The 13,598-nt window shown below is 69.8% G+C and carries 9 protein-coding genes and 1 pseudogene; 7 read left to right on the forward strand and 3 right to left on the reverse strand.

What is annotated here, in order from left to right; genetic code table 11:
• Positions 1–61 precede the first annotated feature (61 nt).
• From ACFVAV_RS00980 to ACFVAV_RS01000, 5 genes are all read left to right on the forward strand, one after another.
• Positions 62–2,314 (forward strand): carbon starvation CstA family protein, encoded by a 2,253-nt coding sequence (locus ACFVAV_RS00980; RefSeq protein WP_379028212.1) that lies wholly within the window; start codon positions 62–64, stop codon positions 2,312–2,314.
• A gap of 101 nt (positions 2,315–2,415) precedes the next feature.
• Positions 2,416–2,586 carry a YbdD/YjiX family protein gene (locus ACFVAV_RS00985; protein WP_189027450.1) on the forward strand — a complete coding sequence of 57 codons (171 nt, stop codon included), beginning with the start codon at positions 2,416–2,418 and terminating at the stop codon, positions 2,584–2,586.
• A gap of 124 nt (positions 2,587–2,710) precedes the next feature.
• Positions 2,711–4,162, forward strand: a complete 1,452-nt coding sequence (locus ACFVAV_RS00990) for a DNA-3-methyladenine glycosylase 2 family protein (RefSeq protein WP_379029877.1) — start codon at positions 2,711–2,713, stop codon at positions 4,160–4,162.
• A 24-nt stretch (positions 4,163–4,186) separates the two neighbouring features.
• On the forward strand, positions 4,187–4,732 hold the full coding sequence (locus ACFVAV_RS00995) for a methylated-DNA--[protein]-cysteine S-methyltransferase (RefSeq protein ID WP_379028214.1): 546 nt from the start codon (positions 4,187–4,189) through the stop codon (positions 4,730–4,732).
• Between the two features lie 125 nt (positions 4,733–4,857).
• Positions 4,858–5,478 carry a YitT family protein gene (locus tag ACFVAV_RS01000; protein WP_379028215.1) on the forward strand — a complete coding sequence of 207 codons (621 nt, stop codon included), beginning with the start codon at positions 4,858–4,860 and terminating at the stop codon, positions 5,476–5,478.
• A gap of 9 nt (positions 5,479–5,487) precedes the next feature.
• Here ACFVAV_RS01000 and ACFVAV_RS01005 read toward each other — a convergent pair whose 3' ends face one another.
• Positions 5,488–6,114 carry a helix-turn-helix domain-containing protein gene (locus tag ACFVAV_RS01005; RefSeq protein WP_379028217.1) on the reverse strand — a complete coding sequence of 209 codons (627 nt, stop codon included), beginning with the start codon at positions 6,112–6,114 and terminating at the stop codon, positions 5,488–5,490.
• A gap of 76 nt (positions 6,115–6,190) precedes the next feature.
• Between ACFVAV_RS01005 and ACFVAV_RS01010 the strand changes: the two are divergent.
• Positions 6,191–7,414: pseudogene (locus ACFVAV_RS01010) on the forward strand (MFS transporter); the annotation flags it as partial.
• A gap of 171 nt (positions 7,415–7,585) precedes the next feature.
• On the opposite strand, the gene ACFVAV_RS01015 reads toward ACFVAV_RS01010, so the two are convergent.
• Together ACFVAV_RS01015 and ACFVAV_RS01020 are read right to left on the reverse strand one after the other, a co-directional pair.
• Positions 7,586–11,005 carry an AAA family ATPase gene (locus ACFVAV_RS01015; RefSeq protein ID WP_379028219.1) on the reverse strand — a complete coding sequence of 1,140 codons (3,420 nt, stop codon included), beginning with the start codon at positions 11,003–11,005 and terminating at the stop codon, positions 7,586–7,588.
• Positions 11,006–11,075: 70 nt separating this feature from the next.
• The gene (locus ACFVAV_RS01020; RefSeq protein ID WP_379028221.1) at positions 11,076–12,272 is read right to left on the reverse strand and encodes an exonuclease SbcCD subunit D; all 1,197 of its coding nucleotides are present in this window, start codon (positions 12,270–12,272) and stop codon (positions 11,076–11,078) included.
• 145 nt (positions 12,273–12,417) lie between these two features.
• Here ACFVAV_RS01020 and ACFVAV_RS01025 point away from each other — a divergent pair, with 145 nt between their 5' ends.
• Positions 12,418–13,566: a DNA recombination protein RmuC gene (locus tag ACFVAV_RS01025; protein WP_379028223.1), complete on the forward strand. Its 1,149-nt coding sequence runs from the start codon at positions 12,418–12,420 to the stop codon at positions 13,564–13,566.
• Positions 13,567–13,598 lie beyond the last annotated feature (32 nt).

Raw genomic sequence — 13,598 nt, forward strand, 5'->3', positions numbered from 1 at the left:
ATCGGCTACGTTGTCGATGTTTCACCCAAGGCTCTGCGCGTTATACCAGGAGAGTTGACTGATGGCGACCATCGAATATCTGCGGACCGATCCGGACTTACCTCCGGTCGGTGTCGTCGATCGCACGCCGATCACGCCCGCCAAGAAGGCCGTGTTCGCGGGGATCGCCGTACTCGGCGCCATCGCGTGGACGATCCTCGCGTTCGTTCGCGGCGAGTCCGTCAACGCGGTGTGGATCGTCATCGCGGCGGTCTGTACCTACATCATCGCGTTCCGGTTCTACGCGCGGTTCATCGAATGGAAGATCACCAAGCCGCGCGACGACGTCGCCACGCCCGCCGAGATCTACGACAACGGCAAAGATTTCATGCCGATGGACCGGCGGGTGCTCTACGGTCACCACTTCGCCGCCATCGCCGGCGCCGGACCGCTGGTCGGCCCGGTGCTCGCCGCGCAGATGGGTTATCTGCCCGGCACGATCTGGATCGTGGTCGGCGTCGTGTTCGCCGGCGCGGTGCAGGACTACCTGGTGCTGTGGGCATCCACGCGCAGGCGCGGCCGCAGCCTCGGGCAGATGGCCCGCGACGAGCTGGGCGCGGTCGGCGGTGTCGCCGCGATCGTGGCGATCCTGGCCATCATGACGATCCTGCTCGCGGTGCTGGCGCTGGTCGTGGTCAACGCGTTGGGCGAGAGCCCGTGGGGCGTGTTCTCCATCGCGATGACCATCCCGATCGCCCTGTTCATGGGCGTGTACCTGCGGTTCCTGCGCCCAGGCAAGGTCGGCGAAGTCTCCGCGATCGGCATCGTGCTGCTGCTGGCGGCGATCGTCGGCGGCGGCTGGGTGTCGGAAACCGAGTGGGGCGCCGACTGGTTCACCCTCTCGCGCACCACCATCGCCTGGTGCCTGATCGCCTACGGCTTCTTCGCCTCGGTACTGCCGGTGTGGTTGCTGCTGGCCCCGCGCGACTACCTGTCGACGTTCATGAAGGTCGGCACCATCGTGCTGCTGGCAGCGGGCATCCTGATCACCATGCCGGTGCTGAAGGCGCCCGCGGTCTCCGAATTCGCGCATTCCGGAACGGGTCCCGCCTTCGCTGGCAGTCTGTTCCCGTTCCTGTTCATCACCATCGCCTGTGGTGCGCTGTCGGGCTTCCACGCGCTGGTTTCCTCGGGCACCACGCCCAAACTGCTGGCCAAGGAATCCAATGCCAGGATGATCGGCTACGGCGGCATGCTGATGGAGTCGTTCGTCGCGGTGATGGCGATCATCACGGCCTCGATCATCGATCAGCACCTGTACTTCGGCATGAACGCGCCGCTCGGTCTCACCGGCGGCACCCCGGAAAAGGCTGCGGCCTACACGAATACGCTCGGCCTGTCCGGCCCGCCCGCGACGCCCGAGCTGTTCGCCGACGCGGCCTCCGACGTGGGTGAGAACTCGATCATCTCGCGCACCGGTGGCGCCCCCACCCTGGCGGTCGGCATCTCCGAGGTCTTCCACAAGTTCCTCGGCGGCGAGTCGATGAAGGCGTTCTGGTACCACTTCGCGATCATGTTCGAGGCGCTGTTCATCCTCACCACGATCGACGCGGGTACCCGGGTCGCGCGGTTCCTGGTCTCGGACGCGCTGAGCAACTTCGGCGGCGGGTTCACGAAGTTCCGTGATCCGTCGTGGCGGGTCGGCGCGTGGCTGTGCTCGCTGCTGGTCGTCGCGGGCTGGGGCGGTGTGCTGCTGATGGGTGTCAACGATCCGTTCGGCGGCATCAACGCGCTGTATCCGCTGTTCGGCATCGCCAACCAGCTGCTCGCCGCGATCGCGCTGACCATCGTGCTGACCATCATCGTCAAGCGCGGCCAGTGGAAGTGGGCCTGGATTCCCGGTGTCCCGCTGGCCTGGGATCTGCTCGTCACGATGACCGCGTCGTGGCAGAAGATCTTCTCCGAAGATCCCAAGCTCGGCTACTGGAAGCAGCACAGCCTGTGCCAGGCCGCCAAGGAAGCGGGCAAGGGCTGTCTGACGGCGAAGACACCCGAGCAGGTCGACATCGCGATCCGCAACACCTTCATCCAGGGCACGCTCTCGATCGTGTTCGCGGTGCTGGTGCTGATCGTCACCGTGGTCGGCGCGATCGTGTGCGCGCGGGCGATCCGCACGGGCACGGTGTCGAGCACCGAGTCCGAGGAGCAGCCGTCGAAGATCTTCGCGCCCAGCGGTTTCGTCACGACCGCCGCGGAGAAGGACGTGCAGAAGGAGTGGGACGTGCTGATCGCCGAGGGCAAGGTGACAGCGCCCGGATCGGCGCACGTGTCGTGAGTGCGTCGCGGGATGCGGACGGCCGGTTCATCGGATCGGCCGTCCGCTCCCCGGCGTCCCGGCCCGATGCCCGCGCGCTGCTGACCCGGCTGTGGGGCGGCGTGCGCGGGGTCGCCCGGTGGTACAGCGCGATCAACGGCGGCCAGGACTATCAGCGCTACGTCGACCATCTGCGACGCACCCACCCCGGGTGCCCGGTGCCGAGCGAGCGCCAGTACTGGCGCGACCGATACGACGAAGCCGAGCGGAATCCGACCACTCGCTGCTGCTGACACTGATTCTCCGCGTCTGTTCGGGAGCGGCAATGCCAACCGGACGACCCCGGGATAAGTGGCCGATTCCCGCTAGCACCCCGCTGTGGATGCGGGCATTGTGGAACCCGTGACGATCACGGCGATGGACTTCGAGCGCTGCTACCGAGCGGTGTCGACCCGGGACTCCCGCTTCGACGGGCAGTTCTTCACTGCGGTGCGCACGACCGGTATCTACTGCAGGCCCTCCTGCCCGGCGATCACTCCCAAGCGCGCCAACGTCTCGTTCTTACCGACCGCGGCGGCGGCTCAGCAGGCCGGGTATCGCGCCTGCCGCCGGTGCCTGCCGGATGCCGCGCCCGGGTCGCCGCTGTGGAATGTGCGGGCCGACCTGGCCGCACGGGCCATGCGGTTGATCGGGGACGGGGTGATCGAGCGGGGTGGTGTTCCGGCGCTGGCCGCGACCCTGGGCTATTCGCAGCGTCAGCTCACCCGGGTGCTCACCACCGAGCTCGGCGCGGGTCCGCTCGCGCTGGCCAGGGCACATCGCGCGCACACCGCGCGGCTGCTCATCCAGACCACCGAGATGCCGATGTCCGACATCGCCTTCGCGGCCGGGTTCGCGAGTATCCGCCAGTTCAACGACACCGTGCGCGAGGTCTTCGCGGTGAGCCCCACGACCATGCGGACCGAATCGCGCCGTTCCCCGCGCTCGGACGTCGTCGCCCCTGCCACCCCCGGCCTGCTGACCTTGCGGCTGCCGTATCGGGAGCCGCTCGACACCGGCTGGCTGGCCTGGTTCCTGTCGGCGCACACCGTGCCGGGCATGGAGGTGTGGGAGGACGGCGTCTACACGCGCAGCCTGCGCAAACCGCACGGGCACGCGACGATCCGGCTGTCGTTCCAGCCGGGACATGTGCGGGCCGAGCTCGCGCTGCGGGACATGCGTGATCTCGCGCCGACGGTGGCGCGGGTACGTCATCTGCTCGACCTGGATGCCGATCCGCAGGGCATCGACGATGCGCTGGGAATCAGCGATCCGGCCCCGGCCGGGTTCACGCCGGGCATCCGCGTTCCCGGCTGCCTCGACGGGCCGGAGTTGTTGCTGCGCACCATGATCGGTCAGCAGATCTCCGTGCAGGCGGCGGCCACGCACACCGCGCGGTTGGTGGCGGCGCTCGGCGAGCGGATCGACGGGGCGGTGCCCCAGCTGTTCCCGACGCCGTCGGCGATCGCCGAGCGCGGCGCCGAGGTGCTCACCGGACCGGCGCGACGCATCGCCGCCGTCGTCGCGGCCGCGCGGGCCATTGCCGACGGGGAACTGGCCCTGCACACCGGCCGCACCGCGGCCGACCTGCGCCGCGATCTGCTCGCGCTCGACGGAGTCGGGCCGTGGACCGCCGACTACGTGACCATGCGACTGCTCGCCGATCCGGACATCCTGCTCGGCACCGACCTGGTGGTCCGCCAGGGCGCGACCCTGGCCGGCATCGCACTCGACAACACCACCAGGTGGGCGCCGTGGCGTTCCTACCTGTCCATGCACCTGTGGAAGCGGGCGCTCGCGCATCGCGGCGCCGTGCTCGTCCACGCGTGAACCTTCGACTGGAAGCGAAACATCATGACTGCCACCATCACTCGCCTCGCCGACGTCGCGACGGTACCCACGCCGATCGGGCCGTTCACGGCCATCGTCGACACCGACGGCGCGGTGCTCGCCTCGGGCTGGACCGGCGATCCGACCGAGCTGGCTCGCGTCGTCCACTCCTCGCTGCGTCCCACCGAACTGCGGCTGCGGGATTCCCTCGGCGAGGTCACCCAGGCGGTGACCGACTATCACGACGGCGATCTGACCGCGATCGATGCGATCGCCGTGCGCCAGCACTCGGGTGAATTCCTCACCCACGCATGGGAAATCCTGCGCAAGGTGCCTGCGGGTGAGCCGGTCACCTACACCGAGTTCGCAGGGCTGTCCGGTCGGCCTGCCGCGACCCGGGCCGCCGCGAACGCGTGTGCGCGTAATGCGGCGGCGCTGTTCGTGCCGTGCCACCGGGTGTTGCGGATCGGTGGTCAGCTGGGCGGGTTCCGCTGGGGGCTCGATGCGAAGCGGTGGTTGCTCGCGCACGAGGCTCGCGGGTCCGCGGCTGACGTGCCTGCGCATCGGTAGCGGGCTCGATGCGCGGCGGTGGTTTGTGCTCCGGCCGCTGGATTGCCGAATCGTCGCAATGGATAAGTCCAGTATCTCGTGATTGGCTCTTTCATGAGGTCCAGTAGGACCGGATGCTGGTACGCATGCTCACTCGTCGCCTGATCGCGCTCTACACCGGTCTGTGGTTGTACGGGACGTCGATGGCGGTGATGATCCGGGCCGGGCTCGGGCTGGATCCGTGGGACGTCTTCCATCAGGGTGTCGCCGCGCACGTGCCGCTGAGTTTCGGCGCGGTGACCGCGGTGACCGGCCTCGTCGTGCTGCTCGCCTGGATTCCGTTGCGGCAGAAGCCGGGGCTCGGGACGGTCAGCAATGTGGTCGTGATCGCGATCGCGGTCGACGCGGGGCTGTGGCTGATCCCGGCGGCCGAGGCCCTGTGGGTCCGGGTGGTGGCGATGGTCGTCGCGGTGATCGTGAACGCCGCCGCGACCGTGCTCTACATCGGCGCCGGCATGGGTCCGGGGCCCCGCGATGGACTGATGACTGGACTGGTCGCCCGCACCGGCTGGCCGGTCTGGTCCGTCCGCACCGGCATCGAGGCCTCGGTACTGATCACCGGCTGGCTGCTCGGCGGCAGCGTCGGGATCGGCACCCTGGTCTACGCCTTCGGCATCGGGCCGCTGATCCAGGTCATGATTCCGTACGTCGACGGGTGGTTGCCCGGATTCGCCGCGAAGCCGCAACCGCAGCCCGTCGCCGCGTGAGCCCCGCCCTCACGAGCCGAGCAGCTGGTCGGTCAGCGCGCCGGTGACCCATTCCTGCCAGTCCTGCGCCGACCAGCCCCGCTCGCCGACCAGTAGCCGGTAGGTCTCCGGCGCGGTGAGGGCGAGCGCGATATCGGCGCCTCTATCCACCGAAACACCGTCGCGCAAACTGGTTTTCGCCGACAGCTCGGCCACGAGTCGCCGCTGTACCGTCAGCCGCTGCGCGAGATTGGTCTGCCAGATCTCGGCCAGTTCCGGATCGGTGGCGGCGGCGGAGCGCACCACCTCGAGCATGGCCGCCACCCTGGCGTGGATCTGCGCCGCCGCGGCCACCTGCAGCCGGATCTGCTCGGCCGGCGGCGCGGCGACCGCCTCGGCGAACCACGGGCGGTCCATCGTCGCGACCGGTTCGGCGTCGCCCGCGATCTCGGTGTCGAGCAACTCGAGCAGGATCGCGCGCTTGTTCGCGAAGGTGAAATACAGCGTCTGCACCGCCATGCCCGCCCGCTCGGCGATGGCTTTCATCGTGGTGGCCGCGTACCCGCGGTCGATGAACAACTCCTTGGCCGCGCTGAGCATCCTGGCCCGGTTGGCGATGGTCTTGGCCGCACGAACCCCGGCGGTGCGTTCCGTCATGCCCCGATCCTACTTGACTAGAGCTCAACTCCAGTGACATTCTCGCTAGAGCACTACTCTAGTGAAAGGTTCGGTCATGTCCGGTTCCCTTCCGTCACCGCGCGAGCGGTTGATCCTGCTGCTCATCACCGCTGTCGAACTCGTCGTCTTCCTCGACACGACGGTGCTCAATGTGGCGCTGCCGACCATCGGCGCCGAGCTCGGCCTGACCGAGTCCGGGCTGGGCTGGGTGACCAACGCCTATCTGCTCGCCTTCGGCGGCTGCCTGCTGCTCGGCGGCCGCACCACCGATCTGATCGGCGCGCGCCGCATGTTCGCGCTCGGGCTCGGCTTGTTCACGCTGGCCTCCGGCCTGGCCGGGCTGGCGCCGTCGGCGGCGGTACTCATCGGCGCCCGCGCCGCGCAGGGGGTCGGCGCCGCGCTGCTCATTCCGGCCCAGCTCGCGCTGCTCACCGCCGTTTTCACCACGCCGGCCGCGCGCAACCGCGCGTTCGGGACGTGGAGTGCGATGGGCGCGGCGGGCGCCGCTCTCGGTACCGCGCTCGGCGGACCACTCACCGATGTCTTCGGGTGGCCGTCGATCTTCCTGATCAATGTGCCCGTCGGGGTGCTCGCGCTCGCCGGAATCCGGCTGCTGCCCACCGACACTCAGCCTGCCGGAGCGGCCCTACGGCAGCTCGACCTGCCCGGCGCGGTCACCGGCACGCTGTCGTTGCTGCTCATCGGCTACGGCATCGGCGCACTGGGCGCTCCTGATCAGGGTGCGCGTCCGATCGCCCTGCTCGGCGCGGGCTTGCTGCTGCTGATGGTGTTCGTGCTGGTCCAGTTGCGGAGTCCGCATCCGTTGATGCCGCTGTCGATGTTCGGCGTGCGGCAGGTGAGCGGGTCCGCGGTCGTCAACTTCCTGGTCGGGGCCGCGCATGTCCCGGTGTTCGCGCTGCTCGCCCTGTATCTGCAGCACACGCAGCACTACAGCCCTACCCTGTCCGGGCTCGCGGTGCTGCCGGTCGCGGTGGTGAACATCATCGTGTCGCGCACGGTCCTGCCCGCGATGCTCGACCGGTTCGGCGCGCGATGGGTGCTCGCGGCGGGACTCGGGCTGCAGGCGCTGGCCATGCTGCTGTTCGCCCGGATGCCCGAGCACGCGGGCTACGTCGTCGATGTGCTGCCGGGGGCGATTCTGCTCGGCATCGGACTGCCCGCGGCGTTCGTCGGGGTCACCCAACCCGCCGTCACCGCGGTCGGGCCGAAGGAGGCGGGCACCGCTGCCGGGATCGTGAACACGGCGGGCCGGATCGGGTCCGGGATCGGTGTCACGGCGCTGTTGCTGCTGGCCCAGAAGGTGACCGAATCGTCGGCGGCCGGACCCGAGATCGCCTATCGAACGGGGCTGGCCATGGCGTTCCTCGCCGCGGCCGCGCTGGCGGCGGCCGGCTCGGCGCTCGCCGTCGCGATGCTGCGGGACACCGGTTCAGGCGACGGTGGCCTCCAGCCGGGAACCGGAGCGGCCACGGACGACGTGGAGCCTGCTGGGAATCCGCTGCCGCATCTCGTCGACGTGGCTGACGACGCCGACGACGCGACCACCCGCGCGTAGTTCGTCGAGGACGCCCATCACCGCGTCGAGGGTGTCGGCGTCCAGGCTGCCGAATCCCTCGTCGATGAACAGCGTGTCCAGGACGAGACCGCCCGATTCGGCGGCGACCACATCGGCCAGGCCCAGGGCGAGAGCCAGTGAGGCCATGAAGGTTTCGCCGCCGGACAGGGTCTTCGCGGAGCGGATGGCGCCGGTGTAGTCGTCGCGGACGTCGAGACCGAGGCCACCGCGTTTGCCGCGCGGTCCCGCCTTGTCGGAGTGGACGAATTCATAGCGGCCACCGGACATCCGACGGAGTCGCAGTGATCCCGCCACCGCGACTTCCTCGAGGCGAGCGGCAAGCACATAGGAGCGCAACGACATCCGTCGATTGTTCTCGCCACGCCCCGCGACCACCTCGGCCAGCGTCGCCAGTTCGTCGAAGTCGCGCTGCTTGGGCGCGATCCGCTCGACCTCGCCCCACAGCTGGGTACCGAGCTGTTCCAGCTGCGCGACCCGCTCCGCCGCCGCCGACTGCGTGGCGACCGCTGCGGTGAGTGCGCTCTGGGCTTCGGCGAAGCGCTGTTCCAGCGCGGTCAGGTCGCCGGGAACCTGTTCGGCGACCGCCTGGATCTGCGGTTCGGCGAGCACCGCGTCGGCATGGGCGCGGGCCCGGTCGGCGGCGACGAGTTCGGCTTCGATGGCCGACTGTTGCTGCGCGGTGCGGGCGACGGCGGTGACGACCTGGGCGTAGGCGGTGAGGACGGCGACGTCGTCGCGTGGCGGTGCCGGTTCGGTCTCCGGCTCGGGTTCGTCGTCGACCAGGTCGTCGAAAAGGTCGAACAGCGTGGGCATGTCGACCGCCGATACGGCGGGTGCTCCGGTGCCGTCGTCGGCCACGGGAGCATCCGGTTTCGCCTCGGCGGGCGCGGCTTGGGCATTCCCCGAGAGGTCGGCTTCCTCGAATCCTTCGGGCACGAAACCGGCTGCACGGGCGAGGTTTTCGACGCGGGTGGCGATCTGCCGGACGGCGTCGCGGGCGGTGGATTCCTCGAGGCGGGCAGCGCGCAAGGCGGTGGTGGCCGTGATGAGGGCTTCGAGGCGGGTGGTGCGGGTGTCGACGGAGTCGTCGGCGCCCGCGGCGGTGCGCAGGCGGAGGGTGAGTTCGTCGAGTCGGATGCGGGTGGCGGCGATGGTGGCGGTGACCGTGCCGAGGCGGGCATCGAGGTCGCGGGACTGCTCGTGCAGGGCGGTTTCCTCGGCGCGCAGGGTGTCGAGGCGGGTCGTGAGGGCGGGGACGCGGTCGGCGGTGTCGGCCGCGTCGTCGAAGCGGTGGGTGGCGGTGCGGACGGCATCGGCCAGGGTGACCGGGTCGGCGTCGCCGCCGCGGGCGGTCAGCGCCTCGATCTCGCGTTCGATGACGCCGATGCGCTCGGCGATCCGGTCGCGGGCCGCTTCGGCCGCCTGCTCGGCAGCGGTGGCGGCATCCTCGGCGTCCTTGGACACCGCGTCGTCGGTCGGGCGCGCGGGGTCGGGGTGCTCGGCGGACCCGCACACCGCGCACGGTGCGCCGACGGCCAGCGCGCCCGCGAGTTCGGCGGCCATGCCCGCCAGTCGGCGCGAGCGCAGGTCGAGCACGCGCTCCCTGGCATCGAGATGGGTCCGCCGCGCGGTATCGAACTCGGCCTGCGCCCGATCCAAAGCCGGTCGCTGCTTGGCCAATTCGACGGCGGCGGCTGCGGATTCCTGCCACTTGCCGAGTTCGGTGCGCAAACCGGGCAGGGCGGCGGCCGCATCGGTCGCCTCCCGCAACTGCTCCCCCGCCCCGGCGATCACGGCGGGCAACTCGACGCGGCGCCGAGCCAGCGCGGTCGCCCGCTCGGTCAGGCGAGCCGCTTCGGACTCGTGCGCGGCGAGGTCGGCGGTGAGCTGATGGGCAGTCTCGGCATCGGCCCGCACCTCACCGAGCACACCGAGAAGGGCATTCCACTGGCTGACCGCGCCATCGAGATCGCCCTCGACATCCCGAACACGGAGGGGGTCGACAGCCCACCCGGCACCCGGCACCGATCGACGTGCAGACTGCGCATCGTCCGCGTCGGTTGAGCCTCCTGGGGCGACTGATCGGCTGGGCTGCCTGGCGCCTGGACCTGATTGCGCGGGCCGTCCATCCGACGCGTCGGCCGAGACATCAAGGCGCACAGCGGCATCGGCCGGCTCGTCGAGAACGACCGTCAGCAAGTCGATACCCGCGATGTCGGCAGCCGCCTCGGCACCCAGCTGGACGGCCAGCTCACCGGCGACAGTTCGGGCCGACGACTCGGCGCAGCGCAGCGCACGGACCGCCGAACGCGCCTCGTCGATGGCGTGCACCACCGGCTCGGCCCGACGCGCTTGTTCCAGTTCGTGTTCCAGCTCGGCGCGGCCGGGAGCGGTCGCGGCGTAGGCCGCCAGTTCCGTGCGGGCAGCTGCCATCCGGGCGTGGAGTCCGGCGATGCGGCGCTGCTCCTCGGCCTCGGCGCGAGCTTCGGCCGATTCCTTGTGTCGCAGTTCGGCATTCGCGTTGGCTTCGGCCAGCACGGTGCGTGCGACCGCCAGCAGATCTTGCGACCAGCTGACCGCGTCGAGAACGCCGACCGACTCCGAACCGCTGTATCCGGCGGCCATCCCGACCTTCGTGATGAGCCGGTCGATGCCCTGCTTGCGCGAGTCGAGGTCGGCCGCGGCCGCACGACGACGATCCGCGAGCCACTGTTCGGCGGTGCCGAATCGCTGGGTGTCGAAGAGCTTTTCGAGCAGCTTCTCGCGGTCTTCGTTCTCGGCGCGCAGGAATCGGGCGAAGTCGCCCTGCGGGAGGAGCACCACCTGGAAGAACTGGTCGGCGCTCATGCCGAGCAGTCGCAGCACCTCGTCGCCGATATCGGTGAGCCTGGACAGATTCTCGCCCGAGCCGTCGAGCCATTCTAGGGTGCCCTTGGCCTGGATCTCCCTGGTCTTGGTGCCATCCCGGCTCGGCCGTTCGAAAGCCGGGCTCCGGGTGAGGCGAAGACGCCTGCCACCCAGGGTGGCTTCCAGGGTGACGAGCGGCGGTGTCTGCGGGTCGGCGTGATCGGAGTGCAGTCGCTTGCTGTCGCCCCGTGCGCCGGGCACGCGGCCGTACAGCGCGAACGCGATCGCGTCGAGCACGGTGGTCTTGCCCGCGCCGGTATGCCCGTGCAGCAGGAACAACCCGTCGGCACCGAGCGCGTCGAAGTCGACGACGGTGCTGTCGGCGAACGGACCGAAGGCGACCAGCTCGAGTCGATGCAATCTCATGCCGCACCACCGGCTACCGCGCGGGACACGGCATCGATGCACCGACGATCAGCTCCACAGCGCGGAAGGCTCACGCGGACACTTCCATGGCATCCGTGCCGTCGATGTCCCGTTCCGATTCGGCACGCCCCGAATCGGTTTCACGCACCGCGGCCGCCAAGGCTCGCTCCACCCACACCATCTCCCCCTTGCTCGGTTCCCCACGCACGTCGGTCAAGAAACTCGACGCCACCTCGGTATCGCGGCGGCCGTGCACCCGCTCGCGATAGTGCAGCTCCGGATTGCCCTCGGGGCGAGCCCATTCCACGTGCACCGCATGCGGGAACCGCTCGCGCAGCTTGCGCATGGGGTCGACCGGTCTGGTGCTGTCGGTGAGGGTAGCCGAGACGTAATGCTGTTCGGCGTCGGCGAATCCGGCTTCGGCGAGCAGTTCGTCGAGCGTGCCGGTGAGCCTGCTGAGCCCGCGCACCAGCGGCAGATCGTGGCGGTGCACCGCGGCCAGTCCGTCGGCGTCGAGATCGATGATCCAGACCGCCTTGCGGTGGGAGTTCTCGGCGAACGAGTACGGCAGCGGAGAACCGCTGTAGCGCACCGATTCCGACAGGGTCTGCGGCGAATGCAGGTGACCGAGCGCCACATAGTCGATGCCGTCGAACGCCGACATCGACACCGTCTCGACACCGCCCACCGAGATCGACCGCTCCGAACCCGTCGCCTCCCCACCGACGACGAACGCGTGCGCGAGCACCACCGTGCGTGTGCCCGGCCTGCCGGCAAGATCGGCGCGAATGCGGCCCATCGCGGCGTCGAGGATCTCCGCGTGCGACCGCGCCTGCGGCACACCCAGTTCGGCGCGCGTGATCTCCGGCTCCAGATACGGGATGCCGTAGAAAGCCACCTCGCCGTACGCGTCGGCGAGCAGCACCGGCCGGTCGGCGTCGGACACCCGGGTGCACAGATGCAGCCCGCCCGCCGCCGCGAAGCTGGCGCCCGCACCGAGCCGGGCGGGGGAATCGTGGTTGCCCGAGGTCGCCACGATCCGCGCGCCCGCGGCCCGGATCGCCTCGAAGCCGCCGTTGCAGACCGCGATGGCGTCGGCATTGGGAATGGACCGGTCGTAGACGTCGCCCGGCACCACGACCACGTCGACGGACTCGGCCGCGACCAGGTCCGCGATCGATGCCAGCACCCGCGCCTGATCGGCTAGCAGGTCGACACCGTGGAAGGTGCGCCCGATGTGCCAGTCGGAGGTGTGCAGGATCCGCATGCCGCGAAACTTAGGCCACACCCCTGACAGAATTCAATCGGCGCACCACACGCGTGTAATTCACCGGCGTGGCGTCCGGCGCGCCCCCACGCCGGGTTGCTCGCTGATTGCGAGTTTGTCGGTGGCCTCGGGCACTATCGCCGCTATGACCGCCTCGATGCTCGTCGCGCTCGTCTTGGTATTCGCTGCCGGGTTCGGTCTCGGCTGGTTGGGGCATTCCGCCCGGGGCGGGCAACGCGCCGCCGCGGCGGAGGCCAGGCTGGCCGCCGCCGGGGACAACCAACGGTTGCTGCAGCAATCGCTGCACGCGGCGAACGAGGATGCGGCGCGCAGGCATTCGGCCGCGATCGGGGCGATGGTCGATCCGCTGCGTACCGCCGTCGGCGCGCTGGAACAGCAGATCCGCCAGGTCGAGCATCACCGGATCGACGCGTACTCGGGATTGCGGGAGCAGGTCGCGGGGATGCAGCGCACCTCGCATCGGCTCTCCGATCAGACCGGTCAGCTGGTCGCGGCGCTGCGCGCGCCGCAGGTCCGCGGCCGCTGGGGCGAGATCCAGCTGGAGCGCGTCGTCGAGTTGGCGGGCATGACCAGGCACTGTGATTTCGACACCCAGGTCCACCGCGCGGGCGGCGACGATCGCGGCGGGGTACGGCCCGATCTGGTGGTGCGGCTGGCGGGCGGCAGGCACATCGTCGTCGACGCGAAGGTGCCGTTCACGGCCTATCTCGACGCCGCGACCACCGACGACCCCACCGCGCGCGACCAGCTGCTGGCCCGCCACGCCAAGCATCTGCGCGCCCACGTCGACCAGCTGGCCGACAAGGCGTACTGGGCGGCCTTCGATCCGGCACCCGAGTTCGTCGTCCTGTTCGTGCCCGGCGACCCGTTCCTCGACGCCGCCCTCACCACCGATGCCGGGCTCCTGGAGTACGCGTTCGGCCGGAACGTGATCCTGGCAACCCCCACTACGCTGATCGCGCTGTTGCGCACGGTCGCGTTCAGCTGGCGGCAGGAAGCGCTGTCCCGCGATATGGCAACGGTGCAGCAATTGGGCAAGGAGCTCTACACGCGGGTCGGCAAGGTGGCCGAGCATCTGGACAATCTCGGGGTGAATCTCGGTAAGGCAGTAGCGGCTTTCAACGCGACCGTCGGCTCCGTGGAGTCACGGGTGATGGTCACGGCACGCCGGATGCACGATCTCGGGATCGCCGATCAGGAGCTCCCCGCAATCCGGTCGACCGAGGCCAGACCGCGGGTCGTGGCCTTCGCCGACGCCGAGGATCGCCGCTGAGATCCCCGTGCCGCAGCGCCTGACGGCGCGTT

The organism is Nocardia sp. NPDC057663 (genome assembly GCF_042799895.1).
In the GTDB taxonomy this organism is placed as follows: Bacteria; Actinomycetota; Actinomycetes; order Mycobacteriales; family Mycobacteriaceae; genus Nocardia.